This window comes from Paraburkholderia sp. BR14320 (assembly GCF_040948665.1).
GTDB lineage: Bacteria > Pseudomonadota > Gammaproteobacteria > Burkholderiales > Burkholderiaceae > Paraburkholderia > Paraburkholderia youngii.
In genome coordinates, this window is record NZ_JBFPKG010000261.1 from 1 (window position 1) to 462 (window position 462).

General features: G+C 62.1%; 1 protein-coding gene. It reads left to right on the plus strand.

The window, feature by feature from the left end; translation table 11 throughout:
* Positions 1-165: 165 nt before the first annotated feature.
* Positions 166-408, plus strand: a complete 243-nt coding sequence (locus AB3X89_RS40220) for a DUF3717 domain-containing protein (protein ID WP_368588056.1) — start codon at positions 166-168, stop codon at positions 406-408.
* Positions 409-462: the final 54 nt, after the last annotated feature.

Here is a 462-nt window from a genome sequence, read left to right on the forward strand (position 1 = left end):
ATCTGCTCATCATTCGGGCAAACCTTCGCGCAGCGGCCGCCCATACTGGGCTCTGTTACCCGCGTCCATGACGCATCGACCCGCCGGAGATCCGGCAACAATGCTGCCCTTGGGGATCACGTCCCTTAGGGCGTTGTTCAGGGGCACTTCCTTCGAGGACACCCCATGAAACATCCGAACGCTGTTTCAGGAAACCGGGACGTTTCAATCGCCCAAATCGAAAACGCGATCAACGTGTGGCGCAACCGCAATCCGGCAACCTCCGACGAGGAGGTGACGGTGCTGTGCGCGGAAGCACGCTGTCTCGCCAATCTCTACGGCAGCATGATCTTCACCCGCGCGACCGCCGTGCCGCGCGAAACCCTTACCGAAGCTCAACTGGCCGCTCTGGCTGGCGCGCAGGCGTAAGGCGCAATCTTTCTTCGCGTCTCCAGGACGCATCGACGCGCCGCATCCGCGGCA

What these genes read in the sequence shown, in the direction of transcription:
- AB3X89_RS40220 (WP_368588056.1), top strand. Translation starts at nt 166, where the DNA reads ATGAAACATCCGAACGCTGTTTCAGGAAACCGGGACGTTTCAATCGCC.